The organism is Pseudomonas sp. 1121_17 (genome assembly GCF_052850745.1).
Map to the genome: position 1 here is coordinate 26,282 of NZ_VXCX01000015.1, position 14,932 is coordinate 41,213.

Consider the following 14,932-nt stretch of genomic DNA (forward strand, 5'->3'; position numbering starts at 1 on the left):
TCGATCATCTGCGCTGCTTGTTGCGTTGCCTGACTGGTGCGCGTGGCCAGCTTGCGCACCTCGTCGGCCACCACCGCAAACCCACGCCCGGCTTCGCCCGCGCGGGCCGCTTCGATGGCGGCGTTCAAGGCCAGCAGGTTGGTCTGGCTGGCGATGCCCTGGATGGTGGCGACGATGTGGGTCAGTTTGCCGAGGGTCTCCTGCATCACCTGGTGCTGTTGCGCCTGCGCCTCGCGGATGGTGCTTTCTTCATGGCGGGCATGGATATCAGTTATAGCTCCAACTACCCGCAACGGCGCGCCATCTGCAGCACGCCGGGTTTGCCCGCGGCCGCGGAACCAGCGGTAGGCGCCGCTTTGGTGGCGTAGGCGATACTCGACATCGAACGGGGTGTTGCCGCTGCGATCGTCGACATGGGCGACAAACGCCGCGATGGCGCGGGCGCTGTCGTCGGGGTGCAGGCGTGAGGTCCAGCTTTCCAGGGTGTTGGGGAATTCTTCGACGGTGCTGCAGCCGAGCAGCCGGCGCATCTGCGACGACCACCAGATGGTGTTGCTCGGGTTGGCCGGGTCGCCGGCGACGACTTCGATATCCCACAGACCGTCGTGGAGCATTTCGCGGGAAATGTCGAAACGCTCGGCGGCCAGCTCAAGCTCTTGGATGTGCAACTGTTGCTCGTGGATATCCAGCAGGGTGCCCGCCGTGGCGATGGCAACGCCGTTGGCGTCACGCAGCGAACTGCCGCTGACCCGGCACCAGCGATAGTCGCCGCCAGCGGTGAATTTCATGCGCAGGTCCAGCGCAAACGGTGTGCGCCCGCTGCGGTCGGCGAGGTGCCGGGCGAGGGCTTGCTGATGGGCGTGGCGATCAGCCGGATGCAGCTGTTCGTGCCACTGGCCCAGCTCAGGCAGATGCGGGGCATGGATCGCGGCTGAGCCCGTCCACTCCATCGCGCAGTCTGGTGCAGGCGTGCCTGTGGCAGGCAAATGCAGTTGCCAGAACAACTCATCGGCGCCTTCGGTGACCAGCGTCCAGCGCGCTTGCAACTGCTGCGCCTGTTCGTCGCGCTCAGCCAGGCGCTGTTGCAGTTGGCTCACCTGCGCGGCAAGTTCGCGAGCCTGCTCCTTGAGCGTGCGCCGCTCCTGCAGCAACTGCTCGACGCCGGTAAGGATGCGCCGCAGCAGCGGGTTGCGCGACGACAACGGTGCGCCCGGCTGGTCGGGCTGGTCGAGGCGGTCGGCGAGTGGGGCCAGAACCCAGCGGCTGGTGCGATTGAAAAACAGCATGCTACATCTCCAACTAGATAGCGGCAGCAGCCGGTAATGGCGGCGTCTGCCTGGCGGACAAGGCGAGGTTGTCGAAGGCATTCGCCCAGGGCAGTGCGGGCCAGGCCGACGGGCCGGTAGCGATTTCGTCTGCGCTCAACAGGCAGTGGTCGAGCTCGCGTTGCAACGCTTCGGTGTCCAGGTCCTGGCCGATGAACACCAGCTCTTGCCGGCAGTCGCCGACGATGCTGTCCCACTTGGCCATGATCCCCTGCAGGCGATACTTGTCCTGCGGCCACTGCGAAGGGTCGATGAAGTTCCACCAGTGGCCGACGTAGTCCCACTGGAACTGCTTGCCGCTGTGCACCAGCAGGCCGATTTCGCGGTGGCGGCTGGCCACCCAGAAGTAGCCTTTGCTGCGCAGCAGGCGGCCATTGCCCCACGGGCGGGAGAGAAATTCGAGCAAGCGTTGCGGGTGAAACGGGGCGCGCTCGCGATAGACCCACGACGTCACGCCGTAGGTGTCCGACTCGGCGGCGGGAGTGTCGTCGGCGTCCATCTGCTTCATCCAACCGGGCGCGGCGGCCAGGCTGTGCAGGTCGAACAGCTGGGTGCCGAGGATGGTGGACAGCTCAACATTGCCAGCGACCATCGGCAGGATCTGCGCGCCGGGATTGAGCCCGGCCAGCACCGCCCGCAGCGTCTGGTATTGCGTGTCGTCGATCAGGTCGCACTTGTTCACCAGAATCACGTTGGCGTACTCGACCTGCTCGATCAGCAGGTCAGCCAACGGACGCCGCGGCGCAGTGGCGTCGGCCCGCTCGACGGTTGCCGGTGAGTCGAGCAGGGCCTGAAACTGGCTGGCATCGACCACGGTTACCAAAGTATCCAGTCGCGCCAGTTCACTGAGGCTGAAACCCTCGGTGTCGAGAAAGGCAAAGGTCTCGGCCACCGGCATCGGCTCGGAAATACCGGTGGACTCGATCAGCAGATAATCGAAACGCTGCTGGCGCGCCAGCGCACTGATCTGCTCGAGCAGGTCGGCGCGCAGGGTGCAGCAGATGCAGCCGTTGCTCATCTCGATCAACTCGTCCTGGCCACGGTGCAGCGTTACATCACGCTGTACCTCGGCGGCGTCGATGTTGACCTCGCTCATGTCGTTGACGATCACCGCCACTTTCAAACCCTGGCGATTGCGCAGGATATGGTTGAGCAGGGTGGTCTTGCCTGCGCCGAGGAAGCCGGAAAGAACCGTCACCGGCAGTCGGCCTGCCTGGGCGCCGGCAGTCATGCGTGCACCGCTCGCGGGCTGTCGACTTTGTCCAGGTAGCTCTCGAACAGGTCGACCACCACCAGGCCATCGTCAGCGGCGTCGCCCCACAGGTCCTTTACCCGGAACTCGACGTGGTAGGTCGGTTGATGCGCCGCGCTGCGGTCGCCGTGGCCGATCGCATCCGGGAACGGCCACTGCGCAGTGGTGCGGTGCAGCACCACGCCTTGCTTGCCGCGCACATAGGCCGGCATGCGCACATGCCCGGCGACGTATTCATCACGCACGCTGACCCGGTCGCCGACTTCAAACGGCGGGCGCCCGGTGATCGCTTCGCGGCCTTGGGCATGGGCTGGGTTGGCCAGCTTGAAGTGCGAGCCGAGGGCCTCATCCAGTTCGGCCTGAGTGATGACGCCGGTCTCGACCAGCAGGGTGGCGGTGGCGATGACATAGCGCTCGTAGTACTCGGTACCGACATGCTGGCGTACATCGATGCGCTCCACGGCATGACGGATTTCGTCGACGCTGAACTTGCCCATGTGGTCGGCGCCAATGAACATCAGGCTGTAGGCCAGGTGCTCCCAGTCCTGCTTGAACACCTGCTTGTAGCTGAGGCTGTTGATGCGGTGGGGCACTTTGCCAAAGCCCTGGAAACCGCCGAGATCGTGAAAGCCATCCATTTTGAACACTCCGCAAGGGTAGGGGGTTGGGCGCGTTGCTCAGCCGACACGCGGCAGGGCGACGCCAATCAGCACGTCCTTTGTCACCAGTTGGCGCAGCTGCTCTTCGCTCATGTGCTCGGAGCCCGCTGGCCGCTGTGGCAGCACCAGGTAACGGCTTTCAGCGCTGGTGTCCCAAACCTTGATCAGCACGTCTTCCGCCAACTCGGTGCCCAGCTCGCGCAACACCGTGCGCCCCTCCCGTACCAGCCGCGCGCGGAACTCGAAGCCCTTGTACCACTCAGGCGGCAGGCCCAGCACCGGCCAGTTGGTGCAGGAGCACAGGCTGCAGACGATCACGTTTTTAAGCTGCGGGGTGTCTTCCAGGGCGACGATGTATTCGCCCTGCGGCCCGGTGAAACCGAACTGCGCGCAGGCGGCAGTGCCGTCCTTGAGCAGCAGCTCGCGGAAGGCCGGATCGACCCAGGCCTTGGCGACGATGCGCGCGCCGTTGTCCGGGCTCCAGCCGTGTTCCATCAGCTGGGTGAGCTGCTCGATGTAGCCTTCAGGGATGAGGTCTTTGTTCTTCAGCACTGCGTACAGTGCCCGCGCCCGCTCACCCGGGGTTGAGGTTGCCGTCATGGAATTACTCCTCTCGTTGAACACGGTTGTTGATCTAATTGTTGTTGTTGTTCGGGGCTGTGGCGCTGGCCGCATGCGCTACAGCGTGCGCCAGTCCACTGCGCCTTCGAATGCCGCCGCCGCCTGGTAAATAGTGCCCTCGGCGTAATGCTTGCCGACCAGCATCAGCCCAACGGGCAAGCCGTCGACCAAACCGCAGGGGATGGACATGGCCGGGTGGCCAGTGATGTCCTGGGCGGCGGTGTTGCCGAGCATTTCCAGCGCCCGTGAGACGTTCTCGGTGATCGAGCAATCCGCCTCTGGCAGCGGCTGGGCGATGATCGGCACGGTCGGCATCACCAGCAGGTCGTATTGCTCCAGCGCCTTGTCGTAACCGGCGCGGGCGAAGCGGGCGATGTTTTGCGCCTTGGCGTAGTAACGGCCGTGGTAGTGATCGAGACCAAACTGGCCGACCAGCATGCACAGCTTTAGCGAAGGCGAGAGGGCGTTGGCCTGGGTGCGCCAGCCGACCTGTTTGTCGAGCAGGCCGACGTCGTACAGCCCCTTCCAGTTAAACCCCGCACCGTTGCCGTGCATCATCTGCATGGTCAGGCCTTCGCAGCCGATCGGGCCCCACAATGTGCCGGCCAGGGTGTGCTCGGGCACCGAGACTTCCTCGACGACCGCGCCCAATGCTTCGAACTGGGTGATGGCGCTGCGCACCGATTTGGCAACCCGCGGGTCGAGGTTGGCCAGCTCGAAGCCTTGTTTGAGGATGCCGATGCGCAGGCCGCGCACGCCACGATCTAGGTAGTGGCTGTAAGCGTCGACTTCAGGCGTGCCCTGGCGGGGATCGAGCCCATCGGCGCCGGCCATCACTTCCAGCATCAGCGCGTTGTCGCGCACGTTGTTGGTCATCGGGCCGACATGGTCGAAAGTCGCCTCGACCGCCATCACCCCGGTATACGGCACCAGGCCGAAGGTCGGCTTCAGGCCATAGATACCGCACCACGCCGCAGGAATACGCGCCGAACCGCCTTGATCGCCGCCCACCGCCAGGTCGACTTCGCCGGCCGCCACCAGCGCCGCACTGCCCGAAGACGAGCCACCGGTACTGAAGCCTGGGCGCAGAGGGTTATGCACTGGCGCCGGGTCCGAAGTGTGGCTGGCGCCGGACAGGCAGTAGTGCTCGCAGGTGGCCTTGCCGAGGATGGTCACCCCGGCGTCGAGCAAGCGGGTAACCACGGTGGCATCGAACGACGGTACATGGCCGGCCAGCGGTGCGGCGCCGTTCATCATTGGCACGCCGGCCAGGGAGATGTTGTCTTTCAGGGCCACGGTTTTACCGAGCAGTTTGCCGGAGCTGGCGCCCATCACCTCGGTGCGGTAGTACCAGGCGTTCAGCGGATTTTCGCGGCTGGACGGGCGATACCCGGCGGTGCGCTCGTAACGCACCAGCGGGGTGAAGTCGGGCAGCTCGTCGACCAGGTCGTAGGCGTCCAGGCTGGGCTGCATGAGTGCCAGGTATTCGCTGGCTTGCTCGGGTGTCAGCTGCATATGCAGGCGCGCGGCGAGGGCCTGCAGTTGTTCGAGCGTCGGGCGGGTGATGGCCATGGTGTGTCCTGTTTCCGATGCCAGGCCTCAGGGCCTGGCAAATGGCTGTGCGAGAGGCCCGCCGCGGCTGGGCCTGCTACTAAGCTAGCGCCAGCGCGCGGCCGGCACTTGGTTGAGCAGGACAGTTGCTTGGTTGAGAAGGACTGCCTGCGCCAGGTGCTGAGCCCCATCTAGGTGGCCGAGCGGTGTTACGACTCGAGCTTGGGCACCGCGGCCTGTGCCGCCGCTTCGCCGCGCGCGGGCCAGACCACGCCGACGCTCTTCATGCCCTTGGCTGGGTCCATCTCCGGGTTGGCCAGGACCACGTCGCGGTAGGACGGGCTGCCGATCACCGCCGGCTTGAACTTGATCAGAAAATCGTTGACCTCCTCGCGCAGCTCCGGCGCCAGGTTGTAGTCGTTGTAGCACTCCTCCAGGCAGTCCAGCGTGGCTTGCCAGTGCACCTCGGTCAGGCCCATGCCGCGGTGCGCGGTGACCATGTCGCGGCCGCGGTACTTGGCGCTGCCACCCCAGTGCTGGGAGAGGAAGTCGACAAAGTTGATGTGCTCTTTCTGGAAGGTCGACTCGGACATATGCGCCCAGATATGCCCAATGGCCGGGTGGCCCATGGTCTTGCGCAATACCGCGCCGGCGAACTGGTAGATCACGTCGTAACCGCCCAGGCGGGTGTACAGCGAAGGTTGTTGTTCGGTAGAGGCGTTTTGGTCAGTCATGTGAATGCTCCATTTCAGCTGAGGATCGGCAGACGGTTAAAAGACCCGGGCGTACCTGAGGTTCAGGCGGAAGTTCTCTTTCGGGCCGTTTTCTACCGCGAGGTCACGGCCCAGCTGCATCTGCAGCTGGTCCTGAGCGGTAAAGAACTTGGTCGCGGTGACGCGGAAGTTGGTGGTCTCGCCGCGGTCGTCCTGGGAAGTGCCATCAACTTTGTTTTCGCCGCCCCAGGTGTGGCCAAAACCAAGCGCCAGGGACGTGCCCGGGTCGATGATGTAGCGCCCCATCAACTGCGCTGCGTAGGACATATCCTGCTCACGGCGGACCGAGTTGGCGCCGAAGTCGTCGTTGTCGCTGTACCAGATCGCATCGCCGACCAAATCGACCGCCCACTTCTCGCCGAAATGCTTGATGTACGCCGCCTGCAAGTCGACCTTCCAGCGGTTTTCGCCCAGGTTGAGCCCGTCTTTGCGGTCGTAGTTGCCCGTCGGTGCGGTGATGTAAACAGTTGCGCCGACCGTGTCGTTGGCTTCGTTGAGGCGGTACTTCAGCGGCGCCGTCACGGTGAGGTCACCGATGCCGCTGGTGTCGCCCAGGGCCGAAGCGTCACCGCCGCTGGAGACACGGCCGAACGGCAGCAGAAATTGTGGCGAGATGGTCAGGCGGTCAGTCAATTGATAGACGTGCAGCAGCCGCAAAATGCCAACATTGGAGGTCAGATTGAAATCCGAGCTGGCCTTGTGGCCTTGGGCGTAGGCACTGTCGGTGGTGGAATGCTGGTAGTACAGCAAACCGACAGTTGCACCCACCGGCAGAATTTCATAATCCCCCGGCGAAACTTCAATTGCCTGGGCAGAGAAGCACGGCGCGGCCGCCGCGAGCATCAGGTAACGGAGCTGTTTCATGGACTAAGTCCTTACTGTGAGCCCAAACTCGGGCAAAAAGAGCCCCGCTGCCGTAACAACGACAGGTGCAAGGCTAAACGTGGAGTTCGTTGTTAGTTGGTGTTTACTTGCGCGTCACGCAACATGCCCGTGTGCGGGTGGCAGTTGATGTATTCGAACACCTGGCTGCTTGCATCCGACACCGACACCTCGTGGTACAGGCGCAACTTCTGCAGACCCGCCGCCACTCGGAAGAAGGTCACGAAGATGCGCAAATGAGTCGGGTGTGATTCCGCCCAGCGTTCGAGTTTCTCTACCGAGCGCCAGTGGCCGATGTTGTAACTCATGTCGAGGAAGTTGCCGTCGGCATCGATATTGCGCACGAAGCGATTGCTGTAACAGCCCAACGGCTGGCCGTTATCGCGCAAGAAGTCCATGCCGTCCTGCAAGGTCGGCAAGATCTCATCCAGGTACAACGAACGCTCCGCCGCCTCCGCCGCGGCCCAGTCCTGGCCCGAGCGAATCAACGCGATATTGTCATGGCCGACCACCACCACCCGACCGCCCTTGGCCGGGTCGCCAGACACCACCCGCAGCTCGCCGTTAGGGTTCATCCAATCGGTTTGCGACACCGGGAAACGGTCGCGCATCGAGCCCCAGTAACCGTGCTCTTCGATCTCGCCACTGGTGTTGTTCATCACCGCGCCAACGCCCGGCAAGTCGCTCTGAAACGCATACAACGTCTCGAACTGCTCCGCCCGCGGCGCAGAGATTTCGCGGTAATAACCCAGGCCATCATTCAAGCGCTGCGGCGAACTCCACCAGCCCTCCACCTCGGCCGAACGCACCCAGCGGCAATAAGCGCCCGCGTCCTTCCAGTAGCCGACGATCATCAGGTTGTCGTAGCCGCTGCTGTCGGTGTGGTGAGTCAAGTCGTGAGTCAACGGGCCGTCGGCCAGGCTGAAGCTGGCAACGATGTCACGCATCGCCTGCAAGGCCTGCTCACGCTGGCCGTCACCTTTGTATTGCACGCCCAGGTAAGCCATCACCACCTGAGTCAGCTGCTCATCAGCGCGGCCAACCCACATCGGGAAGGGCGGCTGGTAATCATCAGGCACCCGGCGCGACAACGTGCGCGGGCACTTGAGGTGTTTGTCGATTGCAGACTCCATCACAGGCTCCTCATTATTTTATTTTCAGGCACACGCTCAGTATTCAGGGTCATTGCTTTCAAACGCTTCCTACTCCCCCGAACAGCACCCCTGTCGGACGCGGTAGCCCTGTTGGGCGCGGTCCGTGTAGGAGCGGCCTTGTGTCGCGAAAGGGCTGCAAAGCAGCCCCCAACCCACGCAAACCAGACCCGATTTTTCGCTTTCAAAGCCATGGCATTAAGCAAGCCCCTCCCCAACCGAGCCCGCACCGCACATCCCCCCCACTCAAGCACCCAAGACAAAAACTCCTCGGGCGCCAGATCACGCATATGCAGCCACCTCAACTCATCGGCCACCTGCTGTTGTTGTTCGAATTGCATGGGCTCACCTCATCGGCATGGGTTGCTGATTTGCCGTAAGGTCAAAGTTAGGCAGGACTGACCAGCCCCGCTTTGTTCGCAAGGACAACCGTTTGGTTGGAAAAGACAGCACCAAAACACCCGCCTGAGCACGAACCAAGAGGGTGCGGCGCACCGCGCAAAAAAGGACTTTTGCCCTAAAACGGGGGGGAAGTTGACGCTGTTTACAGCCACACGTTTGCGCAATCACGCAGTAGACACTCTCGCGCCACCACAACCCGCTGGCGTGTTTATTGCCTGTACCACCCACGGTAACAGTGCCCCGTTTTCTCCCGTTGTTGCATCAAGGTGAGCGCCATCATGGCTGAGACCAACCACTACACCACCCTTGCCGTTTCACCCGCTCGCCGCTTTGATTACTGGCGAGAAGTGGTCTGCCATCATTGCCTGTCGGCAGACAGCAAACCCTCGTCGCAGAGCGATTTCGAAGGTGCGCTGCAGGTCAACGGAATTGGCCCCCTGGACATCACCACCCTGTCGTCGCCGCTGCACCACTGGGTGCGTTCCGAGCAGCATTTGCGCAGCGACCCCGCCGAAGATATCTGGCTCGGATTCACCCTCGACGGCTACGGCGAAATCGAACAACACACCCGCAAAGCCAGCCTCAGCGCCGGCAGTTTGTTTCTTTACGACGCAACCCAACCCTTCCGCTTCAGTCTCGGTGGTACCGAAAACCACCTGATCCGCATCCCCCGCCCACTGCTCGTCCAACGCCTGCCGCGCATCGGCGACTTCACCGCGCTGGTGCTCGACGAAACCCGCCCCGGCGTGACCCCGCTGCGGCAGATGATCGGCCAGGCGGCCAGCTCAGTCGCGCTGCTGCAGGATGAAGGCATCTCCCGGCGCTACTCCAACACCATCATTGATTTGCTGGTGCTCAGCCTGGAGCTGCAGGACCTGAAGACTACCCATCAAGAGCTGGATTTGTATGGGCGGATCATGAACTACATACAGCGGCATTTGACTGAGCCTGAGTTGTCGATCGAGACGATTGCGGTGGCGCATCATGTGTCCACGCGGACGGTGACTAGGGCGTTTGCTCGGCATCAGAAGTCGCCGGTGGCGGAGATTTGGAAGGAAAGGCTGAATGCTAGCCGGGCGGCGATTGAGTGTGGGCAGGTTAGGAGTGTTTCGCAGGCGGCGTTGGAGTTTGGGTTTTCGGATTTTTCGCATTTTAGTCATGCGTTTCGGAAGGCGTTTGGGGTGGCGCCGCATACTTTGTTGCCGAAGAGTGGGGGGTGAGACTTTTTGGGGAGGCGAACAGGAGGAGGGCACGGTAAACACGGCGTTGGATGCCCGTCGCTATGGCGGCCCCGATCTAGCGCTCGGGTTGTGAGCCAGCACCGGCCAGGCGCTGGCTATTCCGCGGTAACCCAGTGGCCTCGCAACATTTCTTTGAGCTCATCGATGGTCAAGGTCATATCTCGCTTGAGATGAACTACCGCGTGACAGTTGGCGCATAGAGGAACTAGGTCAGTTTTAGGATTAACGGCTTTCTCTCCATCGTATGTCGAAAGCGGTACGACGTGATGGATGTGTATGAATCCCTTAGCGTGCTTGCCGTAAGCTCGCTCAAAATCGAATCCGCAGGCTTTGCATTCCACGCCATGAAGCTTGATCGCCATCGACCTTAGTTCTCTTCGCCGCTCGTACTTGGTGCCAAAGTAACTCGACTTACCGCCCTCATTGGCGGATTCGAACGTCTGAGGACCGTGGTCGATATCTGCTTCGGCGACGTCAAAAACGGGCGTTAGTGTGAGTTCGAGGTGGCTCAGGATGGCATCGTAGTCGGCTTGAGAAATGTGGCGGACCCCATCCCTCCAGTAATTTTTTACGCGGGTGGCAGGGATGGTCTCTAGATACTCGCCGTCAATTTTTGCGGGGATGGGGCTCTCGAATGGGGTGTAGCTTTCGATTGCCGCAAAAAGGTCTCCCTTCTTACTCGACTTATCTGAGTCAACCTTGCCGATACGGGCTATCGCGAAATAGTGCGGCGCGTTGCTGAGACGGGCAGACGCAAAGGCTTTGTCCTTGAGGCGGCCCTTGTAGTAGATCACCTCTGTGCCCTGGGCTAGCCATTTCTCATAGCGCTTGGGGAAGTGGTAAACGGCGCCTGTCTGGTCGGCCCACTGGGATGTGTCGTTTTCGACGATGACGACGGGCATATCGCTTCCTCTGAAGTGGTGGCTGAAGCCTACCAAAAAAGAGGAAATTTCCTACGTGATTGTCAGATCGAGTACGGAGTCAGGTCTGTTGCCTGGCTTCGCATGGCGCGCCAACCGTGCTCTTGCCAATGATCTGCTGATAGAAGAGCGGCCTGCTCATACGCGCCGGGGTAATCTGAACTGTCCGCGTATCACGTTGATTTTGTTTATTATTTCCAGTTAACTATTTTTTTTGGAATACCAACTGGAATACCACTGATTCAAAGATTCAAAATGTATCGGCTGGCAACGGATATTTTTTCGCCAAATCCATCAAGCTTCAGTCGGCTCAACGGCTGCGGTCTCCCGTTGAAGGACATAAGCCGCTGGCTATCATCGGCGATTGCTTCCTGTCCTTGATGGCTCATTGCCTTTCTGAATGCTAATATTTCAGATCTTTTCCAAAGGCCGTAGAGAATGGACTCGCTAGGTATCGATCAGCGCATCAATTCTGCTCCAGAATTGGGCTGCGCGTTCCATGTTTGCGCTCCAGCACTCTCCAATACCATCACCAAGAGAATGGCATGACTAATCATCAAAAGCCCATGCTGGGCGTTTTCGTGCATGGCTTCACCGGCGGCAGCGAAACGTGGAAAAACCCTAGCGGCTTAACTTTCAAGAGCCTGCTCGCAGCAGAGCCTGAAATCAACCAACAGTTCGATTTTGTCGAGTTCGAATACTTTACTAAGGTAGTAAGTATTTTTAATACAAACCTCTTGCAGAAGGCTGCAGGCTTTTTGGGGTTTGGGCGTAGTGCTGTCAGATATAATAGGCCAATTAACAAGTTGGCCCAGGAGCTTCAAACGTTTATCCAGTTGAATGCTGATGCTTATGAAGGCATAGTATTAATAGGGCACAGCATGGGTGGACTAATCTGTAAGGAAGTAGTTTTATCGCAAGTGAGAGGAGAGGTTCCAGAAATAGTTGGTTATGTGTCTGTAGCAGTTCCGCATAAGGGATCTCTCAATGCAATGCTTCTTTCAGGTGTGAACACTAACGCCAAAGAATTTACTCCTCTTAATGAATATAATGATCAGCTAAATAATAGATGGATAGATCAAAAGAGTAGTCTTCCTGAGTCCTTGTATTTAGTCGGGCAGCATGATCAATACGTGCCTAGTACCAGTGCACTTCCTTTCAACACCAAGCACTTTACATTGGCGCACGATCACAACACTATTTCCAAACCGGTAGGTCCTGCTGATGGATCATTCAAAGCAGTTGCTAAATTTATCTCAAAAATCGCTAAGGCGAAAATGATGGAGGCAGCTTTAAATGTTTCATATGACGAAGCTGCCCCTGAATATGATAAAGAGATTTTCGTCATAAAAATGATTCTTGCTGAAATCGGGCCAAAGGGGATAGATGATGCGAAAGAGTCATTTTTTAATGCGGAAATAATCACCAAGGCAGCCGACGACGCCGACAAGGAAATGTTACGCGACTTGCGAGCGAAGGTTATATCCCTCTACCGCCAAACGTACAATCACTACACAGCAATCCAGAATTCACCAAATGTGGTTTTTGCACAAGTGCATGAGAAGCTTCTATCGCAAGACAGACAAAGTCTTGAAGTGGGTGCTAAGTATGTAAATTTTCTGCATAAAAAGGGATTGCTTCATCAGGTTGCCAATAAGCTATGCACTACCGTTGTTTGGCACGACGACACCGATCTTGACGAATTACATAGGAAGACTCAATGAGCATCGACTACATGTTCTTCGATTATCGGGAAGAACAGTATACGAGTATGTTCAGAATATGGGCGATTGCTGAGACATTAGACCGCAATAGTAAGGGGCGCAATGTCTTGACCTTGAATAAGGCTCTGCTCATTGATTTGATAGTGAAAAACCCGTCTTTGTTTCGGCGAACCTGCGAGTTTTTGAGCGGGAAAGGAACTGCTCGAATGGTGGGGGACGTTCTATACAGTACTCATGTCGATAAAAGCCATAGAACTCGGCAAAAAGACTTTCTAGCTAAAGTTCTTCTCCTGCAAAAAGATGGAGTAGTTAACTTCTTTCGTGAGGAGGAGGACTACTACTTGCAGTGCTTGCAACCGCTGCCGATTAGTGAAGATGAGAGTCTTGTTCACCTCAAGAGTCAGCTTGTTGCAATAAAAGGCATCCTTAGTAAATCGGATGCAATTATCGAGAAAATGATTTTAGGTGCCGAATGAGCAATAGACCGTCTTTAATAATCCAGCGATTAGTTTTGTCTGGGGTAAGCAAGAATTATGAGTCTACTTTTGCGCCAGGACTGAATATCGTTCGTGGTGCAATGGACTCTGGAAAATCTACAATTCTTCACATGATCAATTATTGCCTTGGTGGGTCAAATAGGAAAATTCTATATGACGAGGTAAGAGCAAAAGTTCGTATAATATCTCTTCAGGTTTCGCTGAACGGCCAAGTTTTTACTTTCGAGCGCCAATTGCTGGATTCTAAAGCTGCTGTCAAAGTTTATGCCTGCCCCTACGATAATCGCGATGAGGTTTTTCCTCAGTTTATGTCCGCTGATTCGCAAGGCTCTATGCCTGATGGCTGGCTGTCGGACTTCATTCTCGAAAACTTGGGGGTCGCTCGTGTAAAAATCACTGAGTCGTCTAGGAATCCGAACGCAGGCGAAGATCGTCTTAGCTTTCGTGATCTAATGAAATTAATGTTTTTAAAACAAACCGAAGTCGGTTCTGACGGTCTGTTAGACTATAAGAATAAGTCGGTATTTTTTAAGAATGTTAATGTTCAAAAATTTGTTTTTAATGTTCATGATGAACAGCTTTCCAATCTAAAAACTCAACGAAATCTAGAATCTACAATACTTAATGAACTTCAAAAAAGCGAAAAAACAATATCTGCATTTTTAAAAGACGTAAGAATTCCTCTTGATAGATTTTCTGCGGGCGATCAGATTGATGAGGCGAAGAGTAAAATTCAAGAGCTAGATGCTGCGACTCAAGAGTTAAAAAATGACTTGGGTTTTAGCACTCAAGCCTCATTAGCTCTGCGTCAAACTATAGTAAATTTCAAATCGGAACTTGACACTAAAAATTTAGCGATCGATCTCGCAAAAAAGCAAATTGACAATTTTACAAAATTGAAAAGTACTTATCGGCTTGAATATGACAGTCTTCAGTACTCCAAGCTGGCACGGCCTCATATTTTTAGTATGCAATCCTGTAAGACAATTGCGTGTCCTTTATGCACTTCCGAGTTGTCGCTCGATACGGAGGTTATCCCAGAGGAGGATATAGCCGCGCTTGAACGTTCTCTTAAAAATCGTTTGGCGGGGTTAGATGCGTCAATCAAAAATTCTTTAGAAAAAATCGAGAGTATAAAAACTGAGACTGCTCATATAGAAAGCTTGATCAACGAAAATACTCAGATTTTCGATCAGAGTAATCTGTCTAGCATTTCTCCATTGATTTCGATGATTGAAGCTTCTGAAAAAACGAAAATACAAGCTCATCTTGATCTTTCCCAATTGAAGCGAAACTTATCGATATATAATAAATATACGGAAATAAAAGATAAAATTCGAAATAAACAGGCGGTGATTGATAATCTTAATGATGCCATTTCTACCGTCGAGGGTGGTCTGGTTGATTTGGATAATGTAGTAACTGAATTAGGCGCCATGTTTCGTAATTACATGAGCCGTAGCGCGGTTCAGAATGTCCAAGCGGCCAGTTATAATAAGACATTTACAGCTAGCTTGAGGGGGGTTTCCTATTATGATCATCTTTCGGGTGGTATAAAAACTGTTACTTCGATTGGGATGTATCTGACGCGTTTCTTATACACGCTGGATCATAAAAGTAATTTGCCTCCGCTTCTTATGATTGATACCCCTGGGCAGAATATCGGTCGAAAGCGTTCAGCGGATGATGGTGATGCAAGCGTTTCCGATCCGGATGTTTATGAGAAAATCTATCAGCAATTATTAGACGCTGTTAATTATGCTGAGGAAAAACAAATTCCTTGCCAGATAATTGTAGTCGATAATGATTTTCCAGATATTTTGACTACACCACCGTACAGCGATAAATATCATTTGGTGAAAAGGTTTCAGAAAAATAGTGATAAATTTGATAAGGGCCTTATTGATGATGCGTGATTTATCTTGCTAATAAAT

At 56.5% G+C, this 14,932-nt stretch carries 12 protein-coding genes and 2 pseudogenes; 4 read left to right on the forward strand and 10 right to left on the reverse strand.

The window, feature by feature from the left end; genetic code table 11:
- Window positions 1–2: 2 nt before the first annotated feature.
- From FW789_RS21765 to oxdA, 9 genes and pseudogenes are all read right to left on the reverse strand, one after another.
- Window positions 3–293 (reverse strand): annotated as a pseudogene (locus FW789_RS21765) (methyl-accepting chemotaxis protein); the annotation flags it as partial.
- A pseudogene (locus FW789_RS21770) lies at window positions 288–1,367 on the reverse strand (PAS domain-containing protein); the annotation flags it as partial. The pseudogenes FW789_RS21770 and FW789_RS21765, both read right to left, overlap by 6 nt.
- Entirely contained in the window at window positions 1,300–2,556 is a 1,257-nt protein-coding gene (locus tag FW789_RS21775) for a GTP-binding protein (protein WP_446432023.1), read from the reverse strand. The gene FW789_RS21775 and the pseudogene FW789_RS21770, both read right to left, overlap by 68 nt.
- On the reverse strand, window positions 2,553–3,215 hold the full coding sequence (gene nthB / locus FW789_RS21780) for a nitrile hydratase subunit beta (protein WP_207073868.1): 663 nt from the start codon (window positions 3,213–3,215) through the stop codon (window positions 2,553–2,555). The genes FW789_RS21775 and nthB overlap by 4 nt, the downstream gene beginning before the upstream one ends.
- 39 nt (window positions 3,216–3,254) lie before the next feature.
- The gene (gene nthA, locus FW789_RS21785; protein WP_186701299.1) at window positions 3,255–3,836 is read right to left on the reverse strand and encodes a nitrile hydratase subunit alpha; all 582 of its coding nucleotides are present in this window, start codon (window positions 3,834–3,836) and stop codon (window positions 3,255–3,257) included.
- Between the two features lie 78 nt (window positions 3,837–3,914).
- Entirely contained in the window at window positions 3,915–5,429 is a 1,515-nt protein-coding gene (locus FW789_RS21790; protein WP_411564256.1) for an amidase, read from the reverse strand.
- A gap of 188 nt (window positions 5,430–5,617) precedes the next feature.
- A complete protein-coding gene (locus FW789_RS21795; RefSeq protein ID WP_446432024.1) occupies window positions 5,618–6,142 on the reverse strand; it encodes a group I truncated hemoglobin in 525 nt (174 codons plus the stop codon).
- Between the two features lie 36 nt (window positions 6,143–6,178).
- Window positions 6,179–7,045 carry a transporter gene (locus FW789_RS21800; protein WP_446432025.1) on the reverse strand — a complete coding sequence of 289 codons (867 nt, stop codon included), beginning with the start codon at window positions 7,043–7,045 and terminating at the stop codon, window positions 6,179–6,181.
- A gap of 92 nt (window positions 7,046–7,137) precedes the next feature.
- Window positions 7,138–8,196: an aliphatic aldoxime dehydratase gene (oxdA, locus tag FW789_RS21805; RefSeq protein WP_446432026.1), complete on the reverse strand. Its 1,059-nt coding sequence runs from the start codon at window positions 8,194–8,196 to the stop codon at window positions 7,138–7,140.
- Window positions 8,197–8,894: 698 nt separating this feature from the next.
- Here oxdA and FW789_RS21810 point away from each other — a divergent pair.
- The gene (locus FW789_RS21810; protein ID WP_446432027.1) at window positions 8,895–9,836 is read left to right on the forward strand and encodes an AraC-like ligand-binding domain-containing protein; all 942 of its coding nucleotides are present in this window, start codon (window positions 8,895–8,897) and stop codon (window positions 9,834–9,836) included.
- Between the two features lie 116 nt (window positions 9,837–9,952).
- On the opposite strand, the gene FW789_RS21815 is transcribed toward FW789_RS21810, so the two are convergent.
- On the reverse strand, window positions 9,953–10,759 hold the full coding sequence (locus FW789_RS21815; RefSeq protein ID WP_446432028.1) for an HNH endonuclease: 807 nt from the start codon (window positions 10,757–10,759) through the stop codon (window positions 9,953–9,955).
- Between the two features lie 563 nt (window positions 10,760–11,322).
- Here FW789_RS21815 and FW789_RS21820 point away from each other — a divergent pair.
- Genes FW789_RS21820 through FW789_RS21830 form a run of 3 tightly spaced genes read left to right on the forward strand, consistent with a single transcriptional unit; the run spans window position 11,323 to window position 14,914 of the window.
- A complete protein-coding gene (locus tag FW789_RS21820) occupies window positions 11,323–12,501 on the forward strand; it encodes an ABC-three component system protein (protein ID WP_446432029.1) in 1,179 nt (392 codons plus the stop codon).
- Complete coding sequence (locus tag FW789_RS21825; RefSeq protein WP_446432030.1) at window positions 12,498–12,977, forward strand: hypothetical protein; 480 nt, start codon at window positions 12,498–12,500, stop codon at window positions 12,975–12,977. The genes FW789_RS21820 and FW789_RS21825 overlap by 4 nt, the downstream gene beginning before the upstream one ends.
- A complete protein-coding gene (locus FW789_RS21830; protein ID WP_446432031.1) occupies window positions 12,974–14,914 on the forward strand; it encodes an AAA family ATPase in 1,941 nt (646 codons plus the stop codon). Before FW789_RS21825 ends, FW789_RS21830 begins: the two co-directional genes overlap by 4 nt.
- The last annotated feature ends 18 nt before the right edge of the window (window positions 14,915–14,932 follow it).